The sequence below is a fragment of the Stutzerimonas marianensis genome, assembly GCF_022810315.1.
GTDB lineage: Bacteria > Pseudomonadota > Gammaproteobacteria > Pseudomonadales > Pseudomonadaceae > Stutzerimonas > Stutzerimonas marianensis.
In genome coordinates this window covers 229,552-252,634 of sequence record NZ_JALGRD010000004.1, presented here as the reverse complement: position 1 = coordinate 252,634, position 23,083 = coordinate 229,552, and the positions used below count along the sequence as shown (strand labels likewise).

Sequence of the window (23,083 nt, the reverse complement as noted above, 5' to 3'; positions counted from 1 at the left end):
TCCCGCCTTAACAGGAGCCTACAAGCCCATGAATATGCTCAGAAATATCCCGATCAGCAAACGCCTCTGGCTGATACCCCTGGTAGCCATCGCAATGCTGTTCGTATTGGGCTTGTTGATGATCCAGCAGGTCAGAAACGACCTCTACCAGGGCAAACAGGTGATGACGCAGAACATCGTCGAGACGGCACGCGGCGTACTGGATCATTACCATCAGCTCGAAACGAATGGCCGCCTGACCAAGGCCGAAGCCCAGAAGGCCGCCATGGATCAGATCCGCATCCTGCGCTACGGACACGACGACTACTTCTGGATCAATGATCTTCAGCCGGTCATGGTCATGCATCCCATGAAGCCGGAACTTGAAGGCAAGGACCTGTCACAGACCAAGGACCCGAACGGCAAAGCGCTATTCAACGAGATGGTCAAGGTCGCCAAGCAGGACGGCGCCGGTCTGGTTGATTACCAGTGGGCCAAACCCGGCGAAGAACAGCCCGTACCGAAGATCTCCTATGTCGAGCTATTCAAGCCTTGGGGTTGGATCATTGGTTCAGGCATCTACGTGGACGACGTGGAGGCCGAGTTCCAGAACTATCTGGTGCACTTCTCGCTGATCGGGCTTGCAATCGCAGCGCTCATGGCGCTCATGGTCGCCGTGCTGATCCGCAGCATTACCGTGCCGCTGCGTCGTTCGATGCAAGCCATGGCCAATATCGCCAGTGGCGAAGCGGATCTCACCCGCAGCCTGGATGTATCCGGTAACGACGAACTGACCATGCTAAGTCGTGATTTCAACGCGTTCACGCAAAAACTGCGCAGCGTCATTGGTAGGCTGCTGGAGACGGCGGACTCGCTTGAACAGTCCTCCAATGCCCTGGGCGGGCTGGCCAATCAGGCGCACTCGCACAGCCAGCAACAGTCTCAGCAAATGGAACTGGTCGCCACCGCCGTCAACGAAGTGACCTACGCCGTCCAGGAGGTTGCCAAGAACGCCGAGCACGCCGCCAGCGAAGTTGGCGAGGCCGAAAGACAGGCTGGCCAGGGTCAGCACAACATCGAGGCCAGCCTGAAACAGATCGATCAATTGTCTACCACCATTGGCGAAGCCGTCGGTGTCATTCAATCCCTCGCAGACGAAACCACCAAGATCGGCTCGGTACTCGAGGTGATCGGTTCGATCGCCGACCAGACGAACCTGCTGGCATTGAACGCGGCGATCGAAGCCGCCCGCGCCGGTGAGCAAGGCCGCGGCTTCGCAGTGGTAGCCGACGAAGTCCGCCTGCTGGCCCAGCGCACCCAGACTTCGACCGCGGAGATCCAGACGATGATCGAACGACTGCAGAAGAATTCCAGCGCGGCGGTCGCAGTGATCACCGAAAGCAACCGAGCTTCGCAGGCAACGGTGGAACAGGCCAGCCAAGCCGGTGAAAGCCTGGCGCAAATCGCACAGGCGCTGCGCAACCTGTCGGGCCTGAACGCTTCGATCGCCAGCGCGACCCTGCAGCAGACTCATGTGGTCGAGGATATCAATCAGAACGTTACCCAGGCGGCTGGTCTGGCCATGCACAGCACGCAAGCGGCCGAGCAATCGAACGCTGCCGGTAAGCAACTCGGCGATCTCGCCGAACAACTGAACAGGACGCTCAAGCAGTTCAAGGTGTAATAACGCCGAACCTTTCCAGCTGCGCATCGAAAACCGGCCAGGCGTCGAACGCCAGGCCGGTTTTTTTTATTCGCCCGTGCGGCTTTTCGTCACGTATCGATGCCAACGTGAGCAGCCACTCATTGTGTTGGAGACTGGCTCGTCCGGCAGAAACCCAGTCGTGGCGCGGGTTCTCGAGCAATCAAAGCGCGCAGGAAGCAAACAGGCATCACCTACAACTTTCGGCTAATTGCCAACTTGCGAACAAATCAAGAACTCATCGTGTGACTTATCGGTCCCCTGTGTACATCAATGGAATGTAAGGCCGACGCCGAACACCCGACGGCATGGCCATTTCGTATTTTTTGTATACACACAGAGAGACATGCCCCATGACCAGCCCCCTTCGCTTCAACGACGCCCTCCTGATCACCGACCGCGCGTTCAAGCCCTTCCAGTGCGTCGCCTGGACCCTGATGGAAGGTAACGGTGAGCTCAGCATCACCGTCGTGGACGGCAGCGAATCCCGCCCGGTCGGTCATTGCAAGCTGCCCAGCAGCGTGTATTCCGATCCGGTCAAGCTGGGCCAGAAGCTCGAACAGACCCGTGCCGACCTGGCTCGCCAAGGGATTCACTTCGCCCCTTGGCACATGCCCGTCTGAACGCCTGCCTCAAATGCAGAGCCCGGCCTCAAAAAGGCGCCGGGCTTGGCGTCAGGTGCTGGTGGTTGCGATCCATTCGCCTGTTTTACGGTCCCATGCACTGAGCCGTTAAAACAGGAGCACCTCCATGAAAGGCGCCGAAGCCTACGTAAACGATCAATGGCACAGCAGTGGCCTGGCCGATCTTCCGAAACGCCCCGAGCCCCATTCGGTCACCCTGACGTTCATCGTCCCGCGCGATGCGCAGACCACCGGGTTGATCACGCACATTCGCGACGTTGCGCAGCAAAAGCTGCACGAAGCTTATGGCGATAGACAGGTCACGCATAAACCGGTGGTGGGTTCAGTCGTTGGCGACGGAAGCGGTGACGGGATCGAGCTGGTCTTCGACATCGCCGCGGCGAGCTGAGGCGGCGCCTCTCTATGCATGCGTCAGATGGCTGGTACGAACCCGTATGGCTCGTGCCTGTCACTGATAGAGACGATGCACGGCGCTTGGTGCCGTGCTTTCCGCTGACCTACCCAGGAGCATGCACATGATAGGCGACTTTTCTTCGATCAATGATCATCTCGTAGCCGCCCGAGAAATGGCCGATCAGGCCGAAACCAAAGCGGACCCGGCCATCTACCGCGAAGCGATAGACGAACTCGTTGCCGCGATCCGCATCCTGATGCGCAACAGCAGCGAGCGCGAGAACTGATCTGAACCGACAACTCAATGGCCAGGCCTGCCGACGTGGCAGTCGGCAGGCCTGCCGTTCGTCACGCCATTTCAGCCCTGGTCGGACCTGGCCCACATGCTTATCGATAATTCATCCCTGACGCTTGCCGAGGGCACACCGCCCATCCCGGACGATGAACGCGTTGATATCGGTACCGCCCTCTGTCCCGACCTGCCCGACGACCTCCACTACGTCGACGATACGGGCCCTGGCATCACCCGACGCGTGTTGCGCGGCAAATTTGCCTATTTTCTTCCGTCCGGCGAACGCATTCGTGACCAGGACGAAATCGACCGTATCAACAAGCTGGCTATCCCGCCGGCCTATACCCAGGTCTGGATCTGCCCAGATCCGTGTGGCCATATGCAAGCAACCGGGCGTGACGCCCGAGGGCGCAAACAATACCGGTACCACCCTCGCTGGCGGGAAATCCGAGACAGCGACAAGTATGAACACATCCTGGCTTTCGGCGCCGCGCTACCCAAACTGCGCGCACGATTGGAAGATCATCTGAAGCTGCGTGGCATGCCACGTGAAAAAGTCATGGCGCTTGTCATTCAGCTGTTGGAAACGACCCTGATCCGAATCGGCAACTCCCGCTATGCCCGCGAGAACCGTTCTTATGGCCTCACCACGCTGCGCAACCGTCATGTCGACGTTCGAGGCTCGGCGATTCGCTTCCATTTCCGCGGCAAAAGCGGTGTCGAACACCGCGTGACGCTGAAGAATCAGCGACTGGCTCGCATCATGCGCCGCTGCCTGGAGCTTCCGGGCCAGCACTTGTTCCAGTATCTGGACGACGATGGACAACGCCACGCCATCAGTTCCAGCGATATCAACCTCTACCTGCGCGAACTGACCGGTGCGGATTTCACCGCCAAGGATTATCGGACCTGGGCCGGCAGCACGTTGGCCCTGGATTACCTACGCGGGGTTCCCCATGACCCCGAAACCGTGGCGCGACGGAATCTCGCCGAGACGGTCAAACAGGTGTCGCGGCAGTTGGGCAACACACCGGCAGTGTGTCGGCAGTGCTACATCCATCCGGCCGTCATTGAGGCCTTTTTGAACGGCGAGCTGGCGAACCTGCGCAGAGCACGCAAGCGCAAATGGCTGAGCGCGGAAGAAGCGGGTCTGCTCAAGCTGCTTGGCAGCCGTAGCCAGGAGGCAGCAGCCGGTCAGTGACGGTACAAGGTCACCTGGTTTCGTCCACCGGACTTGGATGCATAGAGGGCGCTGTCCGCCCATTCGATCAGTTGCGCATAGCCATTGGTGGGTAGGCTCAGGTCCGCCACCCCCAGGCTGATCGTGAAGCGGATGCTGTGAGCTTCGTGCCGGACCTCATGTGCCTCGACCGTCTGGCGAAGCCGCTCGGCCAATGTCATGGCGCCCTGCTGGTCCGTGTCCGGCAGCAGCACGACGAACTCTTCGCCACCGTAGCGCCCCGCGATATCGGAGTCGCGCATGGCCTGACGAATGATGTCGGCGGTCTGCTGAATCACACTATCGCCGGCCTGGTGCCCGTAGGTGTCGTTGATCTTTTTGAAGTGATCGATATCGAACATGATCAGCGCCGTATTGGTGCCATAGCGCCGATGCCGGGCGTAGTCCTGGCGCAGCATTTCTTCCCAATGCCCACGGTTGAACAGGCCTGTGAGCCGGTCGGTGCTCGATAGCCGCTGCAACTCTCGGTTGGCGGCCTGCAGTTGCCGGCGGTTGGTCGCCACGTCGGTGACATCGTAGATGATCAGGCAGATCTGCTGGATTCGACCATCCAAGCCCTTGAGCGGAAACAGCGTGGTGTTCTGGTACATGAAATCTTCCAGCCCGGTGATTGGCTGGTAGTTCTTGAAACGCAGCAGATACGGCCGCTGTTCCCAGATGGTGAACGACGGCGTGCCGAGCGTCGCCACGTTTTCGACCTTGCGCCGGAACCACTTCTCGTCCACTTCAGGAAACAGCTCGAAAAAGGATTTCTTGCGCGCTTCCTCGGGGAGTCGCCCGGAGCGGTTCTCCATGAAGGTATTCCAGACGTCGACGCGATATTCACGGTCGAGCACGACCACGCCAACGTCAATGTTCTGGACGATGGCCAACAACCAGTGCATTTCGCTGAGTTCGATCGAGTCAGACATGCTCAGTCCATCAGGTAGGCGAGTTTGCGTGACAACAGTTCCACCGAGTCTTCGGTGAACAACAGCAAAAGGTCGAAATGAATGTCGTGCCCTTCGAGGCTGTAGCTGATCTCTACTGCGAGCGTGCTTTTCCAGCGTTCTCGGTTCAGGCGGATCAGCTCCTCGATCGACGCATGCTGGCCAAGCACCTGTGGGTGGCCCTGGGAAAAGACCACGTCGATCTGATCGGCAATCCCACTCAGGCACGCACTGATCAGCAGGCTTGACAGATCCAGCAGCATTTCCAGCTCGCGGTAGTCGTCGGCGCGCATGAGCCTGGCCATGTCGGCGACTTCCGAGTCATGGAAGATCAGCAACGCCTCGCCGGCAATCCCACCCCCGATATACCCCTGGCATACCGCGGTGAGCTTGTCGCCTTGTGCCGCATCGGCCAAGGCCATGTGCAACTCACCCACTTCGAGCATGTTCACATTCGGGATCGGCAGCTGGACGAACACACCCAAAACCCTTGCCAACAACGCAGCGGCGCGCCCCATCGCGACGTTGACAACCTCGCGCACCGCATCGCGAAAACCGACCATGTCGCCCGCGTCGCGCTGGCCAAGCATTGGCAGTTCGGTGCCGATCATGCCGAGGCTGGCGAGTGTTTGCCTGAGATGGACCGGATCGGCAGGCTTGCGAATGAATGCCAGGGCGCCAAGTTCCAGCACCCGACGGACCGCTTCTTCCTGGATGTCCGCCGAGACGACGATCACCTTGCAGTCGAGCCCTTCGTCACGCAGCTGAGCAAGAACCTGGTAGCCGTCCATGTCGGGCATGGTGAGGTCCAGCAGGAGCAGGTCCACTCCCCCTTTCCGGATGCGTTCAAGCGCCTCGACCCCGCCAGCGGCCTGATGGATGTCCAACTGCCAGGCAGCCGGCAGCGAGCGCAGCAATTGCTTGCGCGCCAGGCTCGAATCATCACAGATCAGCAGGGAAACGGCAGACATGCAGCGCTCGCTCTCTTTAACCAGCTACCGAAACTCGGACAGCTTATCTCAGCAAACGAGCGCTGTGGGGCTGCCACCGAAGAAATAGTGGCATTTTGCCTTGATTTACCGATTGGCGGGCACGCGGGACGTGCGAACCCCTTGCCAGGGCATCAGTAATAGGCGTTCTCGCGGTTGGTATGGTCCGTCACATCGCGCACGCCCTTGAGTTCGGGGATCCGCTCGAGCAAGGTCTTCTCGATCCCTTCCTTCAAGGTCACGTCAGCTTGTCCGCACCCTTGGCAGCCGCCACCAAACTGCAAAACCGCGACCCCTTCCTCGACGACGTCGATAAGCGTGACCAAGCCGCCGTGGCTGGCCAGCCCGGGGTTGATCTCGGTCTGCAGGTAATAATTGATGCGCTCGTTGAGCGGGCTGTCCTCGTTGACCATCGGTACCTTGGCGTTGGGTGCCTTGATGGTCAGCTGGCCACCCATACGGTCGGTCGCGTAATCCACGACGGCGTCCTCGAGGAACGGCTCGCTGACGCCGTCGATCCAGGCAGTGAAGCGCTTCAGGGCGATCGCGACGTCGTCCGGCTTCTCTTCGCCCGGCTTGCAATACGCAATGCAGGTCTCCGCGTAGGGCGTCCCCGGCTGGGTGATGAATACACGGATGCCGATGCCCGTGGTGTTCTGCTTCTCGAGCAAATCGGCCAGGTAGTCGTGGGCGGCTTCGGTGATGGTAATGGCGCTCATGGGAACTCCTCTGAGATATGCGCGAAAGTGTACGCCATGGACGAAGCTGATTAAAGTCCTAGCGTTTTAGTCAAGATTAACGATCCGCCAACATGAGCAATCTTCATGCGAAGCGAGGCAGCGATCAAAAAGCATGCAGCCTTGCTATGATGCGCGGTTCTCGAAACCAGCTTCAGGTAGTCCCCATGCTCGACCGCAACGCCCGCCTCAAGGCTCTCCAGCAGGCTCTCCAGGAGCGCATTCTGATCCTCGATGGCGGCATGGGCACCATGATCCAGAGCTACCGTCTGGAAGAGGCCGACTATCGCGCTGAGCGCTTCGCCGACTGGCCGAGCGACGTGAAAGGCAACAACGACCTGCTCCTGCTGACCCAGCCGCGAATCATCGCGGACATCGAGAAGGCTTACCTGGACGCTGGCGCTGACATTCTGGAAACCAACACCTTCAACGCCACCCGTGTGTCGCAGGCCGACTACGACATGGAAGAGCTGGTCTACGAGCTGAACGTGGCTGGCGCCCGCGTCGCCCGTGAAGTGGCCGACGCCAAGACCCTGGAAACCCCGGATCGCCCGCGCTTCGTCGCAGGGGTTCTGGGCCCGACCAGCCGTACCTGCTCGATCTCCCCGGACGTCAACGATCCCGGCTACCGTAACGTCACCTTCGACGAGCTGGTGGAGAACTACACCGAGGCCACCCGCGGCCTGATCGAGGGCGGCGCCGACCTGATCCTGATCGAGACCATCTTCGATACGCTCAACGCCAAGGCGGCGATCTTCGCCGTGCAGCAGGTGTTCGAGGAAGACGGCGTCGAATTGCCGATCATGATTTCCGGCACCATCACCGACGCCTCCGGCCGCACCCTGTCCGGCCAGACCACCGAGGCGTTCTGGAACTCGGTGCGCCATGCCAAGCCGATCTCCGTGGGCCTGAACTGCGCCCTGGGCGCCAAGGACCTGCGCCCTTATCTGGAAGAGCTGGCCAACAAGGCCGACACCCACGTGTCCGCCCACCCCAACGCCGGCCTGCCCAATGCCTTCGGCGAGTACGACGAAACGCCGGCGGAAATGGCCGCGGTGGTCGAGGAGTTCGCCGCCAGCGGTTTCCTCAACATCATCGGCGGCTGCTGCGGCACCACGCCGGCGCATATCCAGGCGATTGCCGAGGCGGTGGCCAAGTACCCGCCGCGCGTGATCCCGGACATTCCAAAGGCCTGCCGCCTGTCGGGCCTGGAGCCCTTCACCATCGACCGCAGCTCACTTTTCGTGAACGTCGGTGAGCGCACCAACATCACCGGTTCGGCCAAGTTCGCCCGTCTGATCCGCGAGGAGAACTACACCGAGGCGCTGGAAGTGGCCCTGCAGCAGGTGGAAGCCGGCGCCCAGATCATCGACATCAACATGGACGAAGGGATGCTCGACTCCAAGGCGGCCATGGTCAGGTTCCTAAACCTGATCGCCGGCGAGCCGGACATCTCCCGCGTGCCGATCATGATCGACTCCTCCAAGTGGGAAGTGATCGAAGCGGGCCTGAAATGCATCCAGGGCAAGGGCATCGTCAACTCCATTTCGATGAAGGAAGGCGTCGAGCAGTTCAAGCACCACGCCCGCTTGTGCAAGCGCTACGGCGCCGCTGTAGTGGTGATGGCCTTCGATGAGGTCGGCCAGGCCGACACCGCCGCGCGCAAGCAGGAAATCTGCAAACGCAGCTACGACATCCTGGTCAACGAGGTGGGCTTCCCGCCGGAAGACATCATCTTCGACCCGAACATCTTCGCGGTGGCGACGGGGATCGAAGAACACAACAACTACGCGGTGGATTTCATCGAGGCTTGCGCCTATATCCGCGACGAGCTGCCCTATGCGCTCAGCTCCGGCGGGGTGTCCAACGTGTCGTTCTCGTTCCGCGGCAACAACCCGGTACGCGAAGCGATTCATTCGGTGTTCCTCTACTACGCCATCCAGAACGGCCTGACCATGGGCATCGTCAATGCCGGTCAGCTGGAAATCTACGACGAGATCCCGAAAGAGCTGCGCGACGCGGTCGAGGACGTGGTGCTCAACCGTAACGATGGCGCCACCGAAGCGCTGTTGGCCATCGCGGACAAGTACAAGGGGGATGGTTCGGTCAAGGAAGCGGAGTCCGAGGAGTGGCGCAGCCTGCCGGTCGACAAGCGTCTCGAGCACGCGCTGGTCAAGGGCATCACCGCCTTCATCGTCGAGGACACCGAGGAATGCCGCCAACAATGTGCGCGTCCCATCGAGGTGATCGAAGGCCCGCTGATGAGCGGAATGAACGTGGTCGGCGACCTGTTCGGTTCGGGCAAGATGTTCCTGCCCCAGGTGGTGAAATCGGCCCGCGTGATGAAGCAGGCCGTGGCCCACCTGATTCCGTTCATCGAAGCGGAAAAAGGTGACAAGCCGGAAGCCAAGGGCAAGATTCTCATGGCGACCGTCAAGGGCGACGTCCATGACATCGGCAAGAACATCGTTGGCGTGGTGCTTGGCTGCAATGGTTACGACGTGGTCGACCTGGGCGTGATGGTACCGGCGGAAAAGATCCTGCAGACCGCCAGGGACGAGAAATGCGACATCATCGGCCTGTCCGGGCTGATCACCCCGTCACTCGATGAGATGGTCCACGTCGCGCGCGAGATGCAGCGCCAGGGCTTCCGCTTGCCGCTGATGATCGGCGGCGCCACGACCTCCAAGGCGCATACGGCGGTCAAGATCGATCCGCACTACAACAATGACGCAGTGGTCTACGTGACCGATGCCTCGCGCGCCGTGGGCGTAGCGACCACCCTGCTGTCCAAGGAGCTCAAACCGGCCTTCGTCGACAAGACGCGCGACGAGTACGCCGTGATCCGTGAGCGCACCGCAAACCGCAGCGCAAGGACGGAACGCCTGACCTACGCCGAAGCCATCGCCGTCAAGCCCAAGTTCGACTGGGCCGGATACTCGCCAGTCAAGCCGACCTTCACCGGGCGCAGGGTGCTGGAGGATATCGACCTGCGCACGCTCGTCGACTACATCGACTGGACGCCTTTCTTCATTTCCTGGGACCTGGCCGGCAAGTACCCGCGCATCCTGGAGGACGAGGTCGTCGGGGAGGCCGCTACGGCGCTGTTCAGCGATGCCCAGGCGATGCTGAACAAGCTCATCGACGGCAAGCTGATCAAGGCCCGTGCGGTGTTCGGCTTCTGGCCGGCCAATCAGGTCGACGAAGATGACATCCAGGTTTACGGCGATAACGGCGAACCCCTCGCCACCCTGCACCACCTGCGCCAGCAGACGGTGAAGACCGACGGCAAGCCGAACTTTTCCCTGGCCGACTTCGTCGCGCCTCGCGACACGGGCCTGACCGACTACGTTGGTGGCTTCATCACCACAGCCGGCATCGGTGCCGAAGAAGTCGCCAAGGCGTACCAGAACGCCGGCGACGACTACAACTCGATCATGGTCAAGGCGCTTGCCGACCGCCTCGCCGAGGCCTGCGCCGAATGGCTGCACGAGCAGGTCCGCAAACAGTACTGGGGCTATGCGCCGGACGAGCAACTGAGCAACGACGAGCTGATCCGCGAACAGTACAAGGGCATCCGCCCTGCCCCCGGTTACCCGGCCTGCCCGGACCATACCGAAAAAGGCACTCTGTTCCGTCTGCTCGATGCTGACGGCGTAAGTCAGGTAACGCTGACCGAGCATTACGCGATGTTCCCGACCGCGGCGGTTAGCGGTTGGTACTTCGCCCACCCGCAGGCGCAGTACTTTGCGGTTGGCAAGATCGACAAGGACCAGGCCGAGCGCTACAGCGAACGTAAAGGCCAGGACCTGAGCATCACTGAACGCTGGCTGATGCCCAACCTGGGCTACGACGCCTAACCCCCGCGCCGGGCCAGCGCCCGGCGCCCTTCTGGAAGACGCACCATGCCAACCGATGCGCCCTACCTGCTCGATCAGCTTGAAGCAGCCGACATGCTGGAAATCGACGGGCTACACGCCGGCTCGTTTGTCCTTAACGAGCCATTGCTCGACGATGCCGACATGGCGGCCGAGGCGGACCAGCCTTTCGCCAGTGAGGATGTCGTGCTGACGATCGAATGCATCGACGGGCGCGAGCGGCGGGCGTGGCGCTTCAGCTACAACCAGGTCATGGAAGCCGAATACCGTGCGGAGGATGACAGCTGGTCGCTCGGCGATGGCAAGCACCGGTTGCGCTGCCTCGGCGCGCTCGCCGTTGGCGAGCCTGACTGAGCGCACGTTGCGTCACCGCTCACGAACCGGTACGGGCTGTGCTGCCTGTTCCCCGCGCCCCTTGGGTGCGGATGTCAGCGCTTGCTCGAGATACCGATAGCTGAGAAAGGCGACGATCAGCGACACCGTCACACAGGTCAGAACGCGGGGTACCAGCGGGATGTCCGCCAGCCAGTGCATCGTAAAGAGCCACGCTGGGATGTGGCACAGGTACAGCGAGAAAGACAGGTTGCCAATCGCCTCGACCGGACGCGACAGCGCACCGAACACCACGTCATTGGAAAAGGCGTTGAGGACGAAGCACACCGCCAGGATGAGCGTGGCGGCCGTCCAGCGAAACGACGCCAGGTCCGCCAGGGTACTGGCAACGACCGCCGCACATAGCACTGCAGCGACTGAGATGAACGCCCTGCTCGGTACGCTCAGCTGGTTGATCTCCTGCTCCGCCAGCCGGAAGGGTTCCAGCGTGGAAAGCTTCCAGATCAGCAAGCCTGCAAACAGCGCATTGGCCCGGAACAGCCATTCCGGGCTGAACGGGCTGGCGAAGCTCAACCAGAGCAGGATTGCGATCACCGCCCACCAGAAATAGCGCCCAACCAACAGCAGCAGCGGAAAGAACAGGTAGAACTGGACCTCCAGCGCGATCGACCAGAAGTAGCCGAAGTCGGTTTCGTGCAGGGCGTTGTAGACGTTCGCCAGAAAGAACGCCGCGCTGCTGGCGATACCGACAATGGCCTGCATGCCGTACGCGGGTGAGCCGTCGATCAGGTCCAGCAGCCCCAGGAGCACCACTGCAGCCGCCCAGAACCAGGTTGGTATCAGCACTCGACGAATGCGTTTCTTGTAGAAGCCGTAGACTGCAATCAGGTCGAATTGCCTCTGCTTGCGCAGAAAGGTAACGCCCATGAGGTAGCCGGAGATGAGGAAGAACAGGTCGACGCCAACGCCGGGAAGGATGTGCTGAAGCACCGAATCCCAGTAGACCGCTTCCTCACCCACCAGCATCACCGAGCCATGCGCGAACAGCACCAGGATAATGGCCAGCCCTCTCAAAAACTGGATGTTGCGATTCTTGCCCTGCTGATTGTCTGGCTCAGACATGGATGACGAATCTACCTCCGGTGGACCTCGGATGGCTGCGGACGCCCTCCTGGCTCCTAAGCCTTCACCTGCGGTCGCCTCCGTTCGACACCTTGTGTCTGCTGACAGGCGTCGCGCCGGGTCGTTCAGTCATGCAGCGACTCAGGCGTCCCGGCACCCTGGCGCAGCAGCAATCCGATCGCCACCAGAACCAGCATGCTGCCCGGCAGCCAATGCCATCCAATCCGCTGGGGCTGAGCAAAAAACAGCAGCAGCATCGATACGAAAGGCACCAGATAGCTGTACGCGGTCACCGCGCCTGGCGTGAGCACGGCTGTGGCGCGTTGCTGCAAAAAGAAGGTCACGCCGCTGGAGAACACGCCGAGATACGCCACCAGCGCGGCGTCGCTCAGGGTCATCCGCAGGAGTCCCCCTCGCTCCTCGACGAACAGGCCGAAGGTACCGATCAACAACGCACCGATCAGCAGACTCCAGAAGGTTCTAAGCCCGGCCTGCCTGGCAAGCCAACCGCGCTGAAGCCCCCACTTGCTCAACACGGGATACAACGCCGAGGCGACGCAGCCGCCAAAGAACACCAGCTCGCCCACACCCAGACTCAGCCCCGCGAAGTCCCCCCCGTTCTCGGCCCAGGCCAGACCGAGCGCGCCAACGGCACCCAACGCCAGGATCGCCAACAGCCGCCCGGCCGGTTGCTCGACCCGTAGCCCACGTCCGATGCAGTAAGCGAGCAACGGCACGCTGACGAACAGTGTCGCCATGGACAACGCACTGACTCGATGCGCGGCCCAGAACATGGCGCCGAAGAAGCAGGCCAGGCTCAGCCCCATGAGCGCATAGAGCCCTAGCGCGCAGCGTTCCGGCCAGCCGCCAGCGTGGCGCCAGAGCAAGGGGGACAGCGCGAGCGCGGCGATGAAGAAGCGAATCGAGGTGAGCAAGAGCGGCGGCAGACCCTCGCTCATCAAGCCGACGGCGGGAAACGACAACCCCACCAGCAGTGCCCAGAGCAGCATGCCCAGGTGAGCCAGCGAAACAGTACGACGGCGATCGATCATCGACCGGCTCCACACAGGACCGCGCCGATGGCTTGCAGGTCGACGGGACCGGCCACTACCTGAGCTCGGAGGGCGAGTTGCGCACGATCCTGATCTTGTGGGTCAGCGTCGGCTTGCGCGTGACGCTGATGGCTCGCCGCGAGACGGTGTCGAGGGTGATGTTCCAGAAGCCGGTGCTCGGCACCTTGATGCGTGCGGGAAACTTGTCGAACGCGCCGCCGTGGTAGGTGTGGCGCCCGCCGTTGCGGAAGCTTCGGAAGTTCTTGTCGTTCATCAGGCGGATGTTGCAAGGCTGCGAGCATTCGATGATCACGAAATCGTCTTCATTGAGGTGTTCGCGCTGGTGGATGAACTTCATGTACCGCTCCGGGCCGCAATCTGGCAAAGCGCGCAGATTACCATAGCCACTCCGGCAGGCCGGTACGGCTCGGCGGGTCGATGATCTTCTGACACAATGCCGCGCGCCACGATCGCTGGCGGAATTTTTTTTCCAGGAGAGTACGGCTTATGGTCCCGGCGAATCAGGCACCCGCCGCCTCGCCATCGGTCCGGCGCGCGACCCGCGTCGGCTTCTTCATGGCTGGCTTCGGACTCTCCGTCTGGGCGCCGTTGGTCCCCTTCGTCCGCGCCCGCATCGAGATGAGCGATGCGCTGTTTGGCATGTTGCTCCTGTGCGTCGGTATCGGGTCGCTGACCTGGATGCCGCTCTCCGGCATGCTCGTCGCCCGCCAGGGCATCCGTCCGGTGATCCTGGGTAGCGTCGCCCTGCTTGCGCTCGCACTGGCTGCAATGGCACTGACTCACTCGATTGCCATTCTCGCCGTGGCGCTGTTCTGCTTTGGCGGCAGCCTTGGCGTGATCGACGTAGCGTTCAACATCCAGGGCGTGATGGTCGAGCGTGATACGGGCAAGCGCTACATGTCCAATTTCCACGGCATGTTCAGTCTCGGCTCGATCTGTGGCGCGCTGTCCCTGACCAGCGCCCTCACACTCGGCTTGGCCCCGGCTACCGGGACGCTGCTCATGATCGGCCTGATCGTACTGGCCAACCTCGCCGTATCCCCCGGCCTGCTGCGCGAACGAGCCCCGGCCGGCGGCGTGGCTTTCAGGCGCCCCTCTGGCCCGGTGCTTCTGGTGGGCAGCCTGTGCTTCATCGTCTACCTGGCGGAAGGCGCGGTACTGGACTGGAGCGCGCTGTACCTTACCGAGACCAAGGCACTCGAGGTGGCGAAAGGCGGGCTCGGCTACGCCAGCTTCGCTCTGATGGTCACGCTTGGGCGCTTTCTCGGTGCGCCGGTCGTCAGCAGCCTGGGCACGGCGCGTGTGATCGGGTTCGGTGGAGTGCTTGCCGCCGCCGGTATCGTCCTGACGCTGGTTACCGATCAGTGGGGCTTGGCGCTGCTCGGATACGGTCTCTGCGGCCTGGGATGCGCGAACGTTTCGCCGGTGCTCATTTCTTCACTCAGCCGCCAGCAGGCAATGCCGGTCAATCAAGCGATCACCGCGGCGACCACCATCGGATTCGCCGGTGTCCTGGCCGGTCCGGCGGTCATTGGAGTGATTGCGCACCATGCCTCGCTGACGCTCGCTTTCGCCCTGCTCGCCGCCCTACTGCTCGGCCTGTGTCTGGGCTGTCGCCGTTTCACCGATTAACCGCCAGCATGCTACAGACCCGGCCGGGTCGTTTGGCTAGAATGCGCGCCCTATGCGCATCCACGATATCCACCAACAACTTGCCGAACTCGGCGCCAAGCCTGTCCATATCGGACGGTTGACCCGTGCCTGGCTCAACGGGCAGGCGCTGGATGCCGGCACACGCCATCAACGCAGTGAAGATTTCCTGCCGCTGTCGGTCCGTAATGGCCTGCCTGGGGTCAAGGAGGCGCTGGATCGCCTCGCGCGGGTGAGTTCGGAGCACCCCGCCGCGGATGGCTCGGCGCGGCTGCTCGTCACCCTGGCCGACGGGCAGATGGTGGAGAGCGTCCTGCTGCCGCGCGATGGACTGTGCGTTTCGAGCCAGGTTGGATGTGCGGTTGGCTGTGTCTTTTGCATGACCGGCAAGAGCGGGCTGCTGCGCCAACTCGGCAGTGCGGAAATCGTCGCCCAGGTCGCACTGGCGCGGCGCGTCCGGACAGTGAAGAAAGTGGTCTTCATGGGGATGGGCGAGCCGGCGCACAACCTGGACAACGTGCTCGAGGCGATAGACGTTCTGGGCACCGATGGGGGCATCGGCCACAAAAACCTTGTGTTTTCGACGGTAGGCGACCGGCGTGTCTTCGAGCGCTTGCCACGGCAGGCCGTCAAGCCGGCGCTGGCCCTGTCGCTGCATAGCACCGATACCCGGTTGCGCCAGGCCCTGCTACCCCGCGCACCGGTGTTCGAGCCCGCCGAACTCGTCGAACTGGGCGAGCGCTATGCACGCCAGGTGGACTACCCGATCCAGTACCAGTGGACGCTGCTCAAAGGCATCAACGACAGCCCCGAAGAAATGGACGGCATCATTCGTTTACTGCGCGGCAAGTTCGCGATCATGAATGTGATCCCCTACAACAGTCATGAACACGACGATTACCAGCGTCCCGACACCGAGCGCATTCACCAGATCATGCGCTACCTGCATGCCAACGGCGTGCTGACCAAGGTGCGCAACTCCGCCGGCCAGGACATCGATGGCGGCTGCGGCCAGTTGCGCGCCCGTGCCGAGGGCATCGTTCAGGCACGTCGACAACGCATGCAAGCGCCCAACCCCGAGCCGCTGCGCTGAACACCTGCCGTTCTTCGCTGTCCTAGCGCATCGGTCTTTCATCGCACGGCGCCGCTCCCGGTGCCCGCCCCTTGCCCGTTTCGGGCGTGAGAACAGCATGCATACCTTGGCCCAACTCAAGCGCGGCGAACTGGCCGGCATCACCCGACTGGACCTGTCCGAAGATCTGGAAAGCCTGCCGCGGGAAGTGTTCGACCTCGCCGACACGCTGGAGGTGCTCAACCTGTCCGGCAACCGCCTCAGCCGCCTGCCCGACGACCTGCCTCGCCTGCACCGGTTGCGCATCCTGTTCTGCTCGAACAATGCCTTTACCGAAGTGCCGTCGGTGCTTGGCCAGTGCCCCCGGCTGGAAATGATCGGGTTCAAGGCCAACCGGATTCGCGTCCTGCCGGCCGAAGCGCTGCCGCTGTCGCTGCGCTGGTTGATCCTTACCGACAACGAGCTCGAAGCCCTGCCAGCCGAGATTGGCCAATGCAGCCGCCTGCAGAAACTGATGCTGGCCGGCAACCGCCTGAGTGCGCTACCCGAGACGCTCTCCCGGTGCGAACACCTGGAACTGCTGCGGATCGCGGCGAACCGCCTCAACGAATTGCCGGACTGGCTGCTCGCGATGCCGAGGCTGGCCTGGCTGGCGTTCGCCGGCAACGCCTTCAGCGACGCGATGGAAGACGCCATCCTGGCGCAGCATCCCCTGCCGCCGATCGACCGAAGCCAAGTCGAGCTGGGCGAGGTGCTCGGCCAGGGTGCTTCGGGCGTGGTGCATCGCGCCCGCTGGGCGCAATCCGCCGGGCCGCGCGCGATGGCAGTCAAGCTGTTCAAGGGCAGCGTGACAAGCGACGGCCTGCCGCACAGCGAGATGGCGGCCAGCATCGCAGCCGGCGCGCATCCGAACCTGATCCCGATCGCCGGTCCGCTGGCCGTGAGCGCCGATGAAAGGCCCGGGTTGCTGATGGCGCTCATCGACCCCGCCTTCGCCGTGCTCGCCGGACCGCCTTCGCTGGCCAGCTGCACGCGCGATTGCTATGCGCCTGAGCGTCGTTTCAGCCTCGACGAGGTCCTGCGCATCGCCACCAGCGTGGCTGATGTGGTGCGCCATCTGCACAGCCTCGGCATCCTGCACGGCGATCTCTATGCGCATAACCTGCTGGTCGCCCCAGGCGGGCAGACCCTTCTCAGCGATTTTGGCGCGGCGTCCTTCCATGACCCCCACAGTCGACAAGGCTCAGCCTTGCAGCGGATCGAGGCGCGAGCCTTCGGCTGTCTGCTGGAGGAGCTGCTCGAACGCTGCGACGCGGCCGACCAGGACCCACGCCTGCGCTGCCTGGCCGAACTGAAGGCCCGATGCCTGCTCGCGCGCCCCGCCGATCGACCTGATTTCGCCGAGCTGCACCGGTCAATCGAGGCAATTGCATGACCCGAACAGCAAAGCGGCCAGGTAGTTGCATGCAGGGACCGACTTCCACGGTTCCGACGGCTTCCTGACACCATGTCCCATTCCGACACCCCTCCGAGCACGCCCTACACCGCACCGGACGACGGCGCACTGACGCGAGACCCGTTCATCATGGGCCTCAAGCAGCGACTGCCCGAACATCTGCGGGAAAGCTTCTCCGATGACCAGCTCGAAGGCCTGCGCAGTGCCTTTGCGACGCGCTCCTGGGGCCGCCACAAGATTGATCTGCGCGGCACGTTCAGCCTCTGGAGCAACCAGTACTACTTCGTACTGGTCGGCGGTCGCAACAAACGCAACCTGTCCCGGGCACAACGCAATCTTTCACTCGCCGCCAAGGCGGGAATGATCACGCTGTTCCTGTTCTTTTCGATGCTGGTGGGGCTGGTGGCGCTTTATCTGATCAAGTCCGCACTCGGCATCAATCTGCTGCCGAACTACTCGCTGGGGCTATGGGACTGGTTCAAGGGCGGACGCTAGTTCGGCGCGTCATTCTCCGATCAGGATCAGTTTGCCGGTCGCCGGGTCGCGATAGACCTGCCCGACGCTCTCCAGTCCCTGCCCGGCCTCGCCGTCCAGGCTGTCCGGCAGCCGTGGCAATTCGCGGCCCCGCTCGACCGCCACAGGCTGCCGAGCGGCGCGAAGCTGTTCGAGCAGATCGGTCTGCGCGACCAGCGCTGCGATCAAGCCGCAGGCGAAGACCAGCACCACGTCGACCATATTGGCCAATGGGCCGAGAGGGTCATCATCACCGGCTGCGAACCGGCTGGAGCGCCAACGTCTACTCATCCGCACGGACCTCGGCCGCTTCGACCTCATCGAGCAGTTCGTCGTACCAGCGCCGGCGCAAACGGCCCAGCGCGAACCCGAACATGCCGATCAACAAGCCCAGCACTGTCGTGTCGAACGCGACGCGCATCGCCACGCTGAGAATCTGAACATTGCCATCGCCCAGCGCGGCAAGACCCGGGCCCAGCGGTATGAGCGTGCCCATGAGGCCGAGCATGGGACCGACGCGGGCGATCAGGTCCGCACGATCGAGGCGACGACGGGCGCGACGGACTATCTCGGCGGAGGCCAACCGCCGCCAGCGACGCAGCCCGCCCAGCCGCTCGCCGCCAGCCACACCGGCGTCGCAAATGGCCAGTGCCAACAGACCGAACAGCGCCCAGGTCACCGGCTGCAACAGCCAGCCGACCAGCAGATGCAGCCAGCTGAACAGGTGATGATCGAGCATCAGGCGTTCCTCCGCAGCGAGGCTCCGCGACCACGCCATACGCCCGTGGCCAGCAGGGACAGGAAGATCGCCGCGACGATCCATAGGTACTGGCTGGCACTGCTGTCGCCCCCCTCCGCCGCCTGTTCAGCCTCCGAAGGTCGCTCGCTGGACTCGGGCTGGATCTCGGCGATGCTGCGCGGTGCCGCGCTCGTTTCCTGTTGCCGTCGAGCCGCCTCCAGACGCACCTGCAAGGGCTCACGCAGCGCCGGGTCAAGCTGCGGCAACAGCCAGTCGAGCATCGGGTGATCGGGACGGGTGTGGCCACCTCCGGGTAACCCGTGCTCGCCGACCAGTCTGGCGAACGCGTCGCCCAGTGCCCGGCGCGTCGGCTCGTCAGCCTCCCAGAACCCCTTGTGGATCGCCACCAGCATGATCGCCAGCATGTTGGTTTTCACGTGCACGTTGGCGCCTTCTTCGAGAAAGGTGTCGAGACCGAGGCCATGGCGGTCGTCTAGGTATACGGCCTTGACCTCCTCCCAGGCACTGTCCTGGATGATCTCGGGATTGGTCACCTGCCAGCCCCACAGGTACTCGAGAAACTCGCTGCCCATGGTGCGCGCACCGGCATAGTCGTGCTGCATCAGTGCCTTGATCCAGGCCGGATTGAGGAAGCGACCCCGCAGCTCGGCCAGCAGTGCCTGCTGCAGGGGCTCGAGCCGAACCCTGGTCGGGTCGTTGTGCCAGCTGACGATGTTCTCCGGCGCTTTGCCGGCCAGCTGCTCCACGGCCATGCTCAGCCCGCCCAGATAGTCGAAGGCGTCGTTGTTATCCATGAGTCCGTAGAGGTTGCTCGAGCGCCCGAGGTAGGTTCGGGTGACCTGCTTGAGGCTGTCCGCGAACACGTCCTGCACGGGCTCGCCGGCATACTGCATACCGTAAGCATGGCCCATGCGGCTCACATAGCTCTGCACCAGTTCGCTACGCGCCTCCCAGCTGCCGGAGCGTTCGACCAGGGTATTGACGCCCGCGCCATAGGTGCCGGGCGCCACACCGAAAAGACGCAGGGCCGAATTCCGCCCCGCCTCTGTCGCATCGGCGCCAGCGTCGAGCCGCCGCGCCGCATCGACGACCCAGTGCGCGGCAACCAGGTTTCGCTCGAGCGGCTCGTCTCCGCCGTTGGCACGCTCACCAAGCGGCTGCAGCGCAGCGTCGAGCGCCGTGCGTAACGCCGGGTAATCCTTGCGAATGGTCTCGCTGGCACCATCGAGCGCGAGGAGCACGCCCTGCTCCAGCAATGCGAGTTGATCGGCGTACAGATCGCGAAACAATCCTGACGTGGTGAACATCAGGTCGCGCCGCTGCTCATCCGCTGCCAGCGGCACTCGCTGGATTCCCTCGACGATGCCGCGGCTGTTCCAGACCGGCTCGACACCCAGCAGCGAAAGGCCAAAGGCGACCATCGCCCCCTCGTCCCGCACCGTGTCAGACGCCCATAGGATGACGGCTTCGCGGCCGCCCTCCTGCATCGGCCGCTCACGGGCCTGATCGGCCATTTCCCGACCGATGCCCCAGCCGATTCGGCTCGGCAGCAGGCTGCTGTCCAGCGCATGGAAATTGCGCCCCGTCGGCAGCGCCTCGGGGGTGCGAATGGGGTCGTTGCCCTTGCCCGGCGCGACGAAGCCCCCTTCGAGCGCCTGCACCAGTGCCTGCATTTCGGCCGCAGGCGAATCGATCAGCGCTTGGCGGTGATGTGCGTTGCCGGTGCCCATCGACGCCATCAGGGTATCCACCGCTTCCTCGGACCACGGTTTGCCAAAGACATGCAGCCCGAGCGGCATGAAGCGCTCCTGGATGTTCGTCAGGTAATGGCCAACCTCATGGACCAGCAACTCGTCGTCGACCTGTTCGAAATCTATACCGCGCGCCGCCAGCGGATCGGCCATCGACTCACGCAGCTCAGGCTCCAGGCCCGATCGGCTCACCAACGCCTTGATCTCGGCAATGGTCGCGCGCCGGGCCGGCCCCTCGCTGCTGCCGGTGCCGGCCTCGAAACTCTCGATGAGCTGGCGCAGCTTGAGCAGGTCGTCATACAGCGGCGTCGCGACCAGCGGCGGCGTCAGATGGTCGACCATCACCGCCAGCCCCCGGCGCTTGGCCTGGATCCCCTCGCCCACGCCATCGACGATGTAGGGGTAAATGCTCGGCAGGTCACCGACAATTTGCATCGGATAATCCTCCGCGCTCAGTCCCGCCCGGCGGCGCGGCAGGAACTCGTAGGTCGAGTGCCGGCCCAGATGCACCAGCGCGTCGGCACGAAACTCGTCGCGTAGCCAGTGGTAGAAACCCAGGTACTGATGAGGCGGAGGAAAGACCAGATTGGCGTGCAGCAACTCTTCGTCGACCTCCCACCCCCTCGGCGGCTGCGGACCGATGAAGATGTTGCCCAGACGCAAGCCGGGGAAGATCATCCGGTCGCCCTGCACCATGACCTGGCCCGGTGCGTCGCCCCATCCGCGCAGCCCTTCGATACCAGTCGCCGCCAAGGCCTCGATCAGCTCCTCGGCCTCGGTCCAATTGGCTAGCCCGGGTTGAGCCATGGCGCGCTCGTAAAACCCTTCAAGCTGCGACAAGAGGTCCAGTGCGCGCGCCCGGTTGGGATGATCGATACCGTCGAGCACATGGTGCAGCTCGCTCGACCCGCTGCGCAGCGTCTGACTGGCGATATCCAACTGCGAAGCCTGCAGTGCGCGCCGCATCTGCGCGTTCCAGTAACCCAGCGGTCCTTGCACCATTTCCGCCTGGAGCGCCGCCGGCAGACCTCGGAACCAGCGCAGGTAGGCGTCACGTTCCAGGCCCTCTACCTTGCCAGCCATCTCTGCGAGGGCGTCGCCCTGTTCTGGCAGGTTCACGCCGCGCGCCTGCAGCATGGCGAGCAACGCCTGGGGCGAGTCTGGCAGCTCGCCCGTCTGGTAGCCCTCGGCCTTGAGGCGATTCAGAATGGCGAATAGCGACTGCGGTACGTCGAGGTTGTCGGCGCCGATATTGTGCCGGCCCGGTGGGTGGTTGTAGTAGATGATGGCGACGCGCTTGTCTTCGTTGGCTTTGCGCTGCAGCCGCTGCCAGCGGTGCACGCGCGCCGCGATCGCCTCGACCCGCGAAGGCAGCGGTTGGCTGAAACCGAACCGGATGCCGGAATTCGGGTCGATCTGTGCCGACGCCCAGGCCGCAAGCACCATCGGTTGGCTGCTACCCTGCAGTTCCGGCATGGCTAGCTGGTAATGCACCTTGTCGCGCCCGAGGCCATCGCTCGAAAGCTGCCAGACTTCGCCGTCACGGTCATCCAGGCGCAACCCCTTGAGCACCGGCACGTCGAGCTTCTTCAGCAGATCGGTCGCCTGCTCGCGGCCTTCACCGCCGCCAAGCACGAAGTCCTGCAGCACGATGACGGCGGCCAGCGGTGGGTGTTCGGCACCCTCGAGCCAGCGCAGCGCCTGTAGCGTACCTTCGCCCCAGGCGGCGAACAGGCTGACGCAGGCGATGTCGCGCTGCTGCAGCGTCTGGCACAGTGCATCGTTGAGATCGGCATCGCCTCGGCGGTCCGCTCGCCCATGGTCGACCACGGCAACCAGCGTCTCGCCCCGCCAGGCCAGCCTGGCGGGATCGGTGATGCGGCCATCCTGGTAGAAACGCAACGCAGGACGAGGCTCGGGGGGCAGGACCTCGGTCGCTCCGCCTCGGTCCGAAAGCCAACCCAGCAGCCGCGCGATATTCTCGCTGCCGCCTCCGAGCCAATAGCTGCGCGCCTCGATCCAACTGGCCTGCCCGGGGTTGGCGTCGCCCAACTGACGGGCCCAGCCGACCAGGTCCTCCCCAGGCTTTTCGGCACCTAGCCGGGTAGCGTGCTCGGCATCGCGAAACACCGGTTGGCCATCGATACGGCTCATGGCAACCAATGACTGGTCGCTGTGCATGATGACCCGATCAGCCGGTACAGGGCGCTGGAGCAATCGGTGCAAGCGATCTACCTCTGCGCCAAATACGCCTACCACCAGCAAGACGTCGCCGCTGGCAAGCCACTCCGCAGCCTCGACATCGTTCATTTCCGACAGCTGCTCGGGCGTGCGCGCAGCTACCGTTATTCCCGGATGGCGCTGCTTGAAGCGCACCACCGCCGATGCGAATTCAGCGGCGCTGTACTGCGAAATGATGGCGTTGATCTGGTTCGCGAACGCTGGCTGCGCCAGCAACATCAACAAGGCTGCGCATAGGCCGCGCATCGACGAAGACATGCCCCACTCCCGTATCGGGACGCGTGGGCGGCAGAAAACCCACAACCAGGCAGCTGGTGCGAGCCATTTCT

20 protein-coding genes are annotated in these 23,083 nt (G+C 63.1%); 11 read left to right on the top strand and 9 right to left on the bottom strand.

Annotation, left to right across the window (positions count from 1 at the left end):
* The first annotated feature begins 28 nt into the window (after window positions 1-28).
* The 5 genes from MST27_RS22760 (at window position 29) to MST27_RS08890 (ending at window position 4,211) form a co-directional block, all read left to right on the top strand.
* A complete protein-coding gene (locus MST27_RS22760; protein ID WP_243605610.1) occupies window positions 29-1,663 on the top strand; it encodes a methyl-accepting chemotaxis protein in 1,635 nt (544 codons plus the stop codon).
* Between the two features lie 371 nt (window positions 1,664-2,034).
* Window positions 2,035-2,304, top strand: coding sequence for a hypothetical protein (locus MST27_RS08905; RefSeq protein ID WP_243605609.1), 270 nt, complete (start codon window positions 2,035-2,037; stop codon window positions 2,302-2,304).
* Window positions 2,305-2,431: 127 nt separating this feature from the next.
* Entirely contained in the window at window positions 2,432-2,713 is a 282-nt protein-coding gene (locus MST27_RS08900) for a hypothetical protein (protein ID WP_243605608.1), read from the top strand.
* A gap of 127 nt (window positions 2,714-2,840) precedes the next feature.
* Entirely contained in the window at window positions 2,841-3,005 is a 165-nt protein-coding gene (locus MST27_RS08895; protein ID WP_243605607.1) for a hypothetical protein, read from the top strand.
* A 96-nt stretch (window positions 3,006-3,101) separates the two neighbouring features.
* Entirely contained in the window at window positions 3,102-4,211 is a 1,110-nt protein-coding gene (locus MST27_RS08890; protein ID WP_243605606.1) for a DNA topoisomerase IB, read from the top strand.
* On the opposite strand, the gene MST27_RS08885 is transcribed toward MST27_RS08890, so the two are convergent.
* From MST27_RS08885 to nfuA, 3 genes are all read right to left on the bottom strand, one after another.
* Complete coding sequence (locus MST27_RS08885) at window positions 4,205-5,161, bottom strand: sensor domain-containing diguanylate cyclase (protein WP_243605605.1); 957 nt, start codon at window positions 5,159-5,161, stop codon at window positions 4,205-4,207. The genes MST27_RS08890 and MST27_RS08885 overlap by 7 nt on opposite strands.
* Before the next feature lie 2 nt (window positions 5,162-5,163).
* The gene (locus MST27_RS08880; RefSeq protein WP_243605604.1) at window positions 5,164-6,150 is read right to left on the bottom strand and encodes a response regulator; all 987 of its coding nucleotides are present in this window, start codon (window positions 6,148-6,150) and stop codon (window positions 5,164-5,166) included.
* Between the two features lie 152 nt (window positions 6,151-6,302).
* Window positions 6,303-6,887 carry a Fe-S biogenesis protein NfuA gene (gene nfuA / locus MST27_RS08875; protein ID WP_243605603.1) on the bottom strand — a complete coding sequence of 195 codons (585 nt, stop codon included), beginning with the start codon at window positions 6,885-6,887 and terminating at the stop codon, window positions 6,303-6,305.
* 185 nt (window positions 6,888-7,072) lie between these two features.
* Here nfuA and metH point away from each other — a divergent pair, with 185 nt between their 5' ends.
* Together metH and MST27_RS08865 are read left to right on the top strand one after the other, a co-directional pair.
* A complete protein-coding gene (gene metH / locus MST27_RS08870; protein WP_243605602.1) occupies window positions 7,073-10,765 on the top strand; it encodes a methionine synthase in 3,693 nt (1,230 codons plus the stop codon).
* Window positions 10,766-10,810: 45 nt separating this feature from the next.
* Window positions 10,811-11,137 (top strand): DUF5629 family protein, encoded by a 327-nt coding sequence (locus tag MST27_RS08865; RefSeq protein WP_243605601.1) that lies wholly within the window; start codon window positions 10,811-10,813, stop codon window positions 11,135-11,137.
* Between the two features lie 12 nt (window positions 11,138-11,149).
* Here the strand turns inward: MST27_RS08865 and MST27_RS08860 are convergent, their stop codons facing one another.
* From MST27_RS08860 to MST27_RS08850, 3 genes are all read right to left on the bottom strand, one after another.
* Window positions 11,150-12,238 carry an acyltransferase family protein gene (locus MST27_RS08860; RefSeq protein ID WP_243605600.1) on the bottom strand — a complete coding sequence of 363 codons (1,089 nt, stop codon included), beginning with the start codon at window positions 12,236-12,238 and terminating at the stop codon, window positions 11,150-11,152.
* Between the two features lie 125 nt (window positions 12,239-12,363).
* Window positions 12,364-13,290 carry a DMT family transporter gene (locus MST27_RS08855; RefSeq protein ID WP_243605599.1) on the bottom strand — a complete coding sequence of 309 codons (927 nt, stop codon included), beginning with the start codon at window positions 13,288-13,290 and terminating at the stop codon, window positions 12,364-12,366.
* Between the two features lie 55 nt (window positions 13,291-13,345).
* Entirely contained in the window at window positions 13,346-13,648 is a 303-nt protein-coding gene (locus MST27_RS08850) for a DUF1883 domain-containing protein (protein WP_243605598.1), read from the bottom strand.
* A 149-nt stretch (window positions 13,649-13,797) separates the two neighbouring features.
* On the opposite strand from MST27_RS08850, the gene MST27_RS08845 reads away from it, so the two are divergent.
* From MST27_RS08845 to MST27_RS08830, 4 genes are all read left to right on the top strand, one after another.
* Window positions 13,798-14,943 (top strand): MFS transporter, encoded by a 1,146-nt coding sequence (locus MST27_RS08845; protein ID WP_243605597.1) that lies wholly within the window; start codon window positions 13,798-13,800, stop codon window positions 14,941-14,943.
* A 52-nt stretch (window positions 14,944-14,995) separates the two neighbouring features.
* A complete protein-coding gene (locus tag MST27_RS08840; protein ID WP_243605596.1) occupies window positions 14,996-16,054 on the top strand; it encodes an RNA methyltransferase in 1,059 nt (352 codons plus the stop codon).
* 97 nt (window positions 16,055-16,151) lie between these two features.
* The gene (locus MST27_RS08835) at window positions 16,152-17,468 is read left to right on the top strand and encodes a leucine-rich repeat-containing protein kinase family protein (RefSeq protein WP_243605595.1); all 1,317 of its coding nucleotides are present in this window, start codon (window positions 16,152-16,154) and stop codon (window positions 17,466-17,468) included.
* A gap of 72 nt (window positions 17,469-17,540) precedes the next feature.
* Complete coding sequence (locus MST27_RS08830) at window positions 17,541-17,984, top strand: 3-phosphoshikimate 1-carboxyvinyltransferase (RefSeq protein WP_243605594.1); 444 nt, start codon at window positions 17,541-17,543, stop codon at window positions 17,982-17,984.
* 9 nt (window positions 17,985-17,993) lie between these two features.
* Here MST27_RS08830 and MST27_RS08825 read toward each other — a convergent pair whose 3' ends face one another.
* The 3 genes from MST27_RS08825 to MST27_RS08815 are packed head-to-tail and all read right to left on the bottom strand — an operon-like array spanning window position 17,994 to window position 23,012.
* Window positions 17,994-18,293 carry a DUF2149 domain-containing protein gene (locus MST27_RS08825; RefSeq protein WP_243605593.1) on the bottom strand — a complete coding sequence of 100 codons (300 nt, stop codon included), beginning with the start codon at window positions 18,291-18,293 and terminating at the stop codon, window positions 17,994-17,996.
* Window positions 18,286-18,741: a MotA/TolQ/ExbB proton channel family protein gene (locus MST27_RS08820; protein ID WP_243605592.1), complete on the bottom strand. Its 456-nt coding sequence runs from the start codon at window positions 18,739-18,741 to the stop codon at window positions 18,286-18,288. The genes MST27_RS08825 and MST27_RS08820 overlap by 8 nt, the downstream gene beginning before the upstream one ends.
* Window positions 18,741-23,012 carry a cobaltochelatase subunit CobN gene (locus MST27_RS08815; protein ID WP_243605591.1) on the bottom strand — a complete coding sequence of 1,424 codons (4,272 nt, stop codon included), beginning with the start codon at window positions 23,010-23,012 and terminating at the stop codon, window positions 18,741-18,743. Before MST27_RS08815 ends, MST27_RS08820 begins: the two co-directional genes overlap by 1 nt.
* Between the last annotated feature and the right edge of the window lie 71 nt (window positions 23,013-23,083).

What these genes read in the sequence shown, in the direction of transcription:
- MST27_RS08835 (WP_243605595.1), top strand. Translation starts at nt 16,152, where the DNA reads ATGCATACCTTGGCCCAACTCAAGCGCGGCGAACTGGCCGGCATCACC.
- MST27_RS08885 (WP_243605605.1), bottom strand. Translation starts at nt 5,161, where the DNA reads ATGTCTGACTCGATCGAACTCAGCGAAATGCACTGGTTGTTGGCCATC.
- MST27_RS22760 (WP_243605610.1), top strand. Translation starts at nt 29, where the DNA reads ATGAATATGCTCAGAAATATCCCGATCAGCAAACGCCTCTGGCTGATA.
- MST27_RS08905 (WP_243605609.1), top strand. Translation starts at nt 2,035, where the DNA reads ATGACCAGCCCCCTTCGCTTCAACGACGCCCTCCTGATCACCGACCGC.
- MST27_RS08830 (WP_243605594.1), top strand. Translation starts at nt 17,541, where the DNA reads ATGTCCCATTCCGACACCCCTCCGAGCACGCCCTACACCGCACCGGAC.
- MST27_RS08825 (WP_243605593.1), bottom strand. Translation starts at nt 18,293, where the DNA reads ATGAGTAGACGTTGGCGCTCCAGCCGGTTCGCAGCCGGTGATGATGAC.
- MST27_RS08815 (WP_243605591.1), bottom strand. Translation starts at nt 23,012, where the DNA reads ATGTCTTCGTCGATGCGCGGCCTATGCGCAGCCTTGTTGATGTTGCTG.
- MST27_RS08900 (WP_243605608.1), top strand. Translation starts at nt 2,432, where the DNA reads ATGAAAGGCGCCGAAGCCTACGTAAACGATCAATGGCACAGCAGTGGC.
- MST27_RS08895 (WP_243605607.1), top strand. Translation starts at nt 2,841, where the DNA reads ATGATAGGCGACTTTTCTTCGATCAATGATCATCTCGTAGCCGCCCGA.
- nfuA (WP_243605603.1), bottom strand. Translation starts at nt 6,887, where the DNA reads ATGAGCGCCATTACCATCACCGAAGCCGCCCACGACTACCTGGCCGAT.
- MST27_RS08850 (WP_243605598.1), bottom strand. Translation starts at nt 13,648, where the DNA reads ATGAAGTTCATCCACCAGCGCGAACACCTCAATGAAGACGATTTCGTG.
- MST27_RS08855 (WP_243605599.1), bottom strand. Translation starts at nt 13,290, where the DNA reads ATGATCGATCGCCGTCGTACTGTTTCGCTGGCTCACCTGGGCATGCTG.
- MST27_RS08820 (WP_243605592.1), bottom strand. Translation starts at nt 18,741, where the DNA reads ATGCTCGATCATCACCTGTTCAGCTGGCTGCATCTGCTGGTCGGCTGG.
- metH (WP_243605602.1), top strand. Translation starts at nt 7,073, where the DNA reads ATGCTCGACCGCAACGCCCGCCTCAAGGCTCTCCAGCAGGCTCTCCAG.
- MST27_RS08865 (WP_243605601.1), top strand. Translation starts at nt 10,811, where the DNA reads ATGCCAACCGATGCGCCCTACCTGCTCGATCAGCTTGAAGCAGCCGAC.
- MST27_RS08845 (WP_243605597.1), top strand. Translation starts at nt 13,798, where the DNA reads ATGGTCCCGGCGAATCAGGCACCCGCCGCCTCGCCATCGGTCCGGCGC.
- MST27_RS08890 (WP_243605606.1), top strand. Translation starts at nt 3,102, where the DNA reads ATGCTTATCGATAATTCATCCCTGACGCTTGCCGAGGGCACACCGCCC.
- MST27_RS08840 (WP_243605596.1), top strand. Translation starts at nt 14,996, where the DNA reads ATGCGCATCCACGATATCCACCAACAACTTGCCGAACTCGGCGCCAAG.
- MST27_RS08880 (WP_243605604.1), bottom strand. Translation starts at nt 6,150, where the DNA reads ATGTCTGCCGTTTCCCTGCTGATCTGTGATGATTCGAGCCTGGCGCGC.
- MST27_RS08860 (WP_243605600.1), bottom strand. Translation starts at nt 12,238, where the DNA reads ATGTCTGAGCCAGACAATCAGCAGGGCAAGAATCGCAACATCCAGTTT.